The following is a 205-nucleotide window of genomic DNA, read 5'->3' as shown; positions in this document are numbered from 1 at the left end:
GTGCTGCGCGCCTCGACGGCGGGCACCGTCGCCCTCGGCGCGTTGGGTGCCCTGACCGGCCGGTGGCGGTAGCCCGGACGGAGGGCGTACGGCTGGCACGGGCGGCACAACTTCGGCACTTTCCGCGTGTTCTCCACCCCCGCGTGCGCCGGGAACTCTACTCTGGGTGGCACCCCGGTCGGCGGCGATCCCGGTCGCCGCCGGG

It is taken from the genome of Saccharomonospora halophila 8, assembly GCF_000383775.1.
GTDB classification, from domain to species: Bacteria; Actinomycetota; Actinomycetes; order Mycobacteriales; family Pseudonocardiaceae; genus Saccharomonospora; species Saccharomonospora halophila.
Note: the sequence above shows the minus strand (reverse complement) of the source record.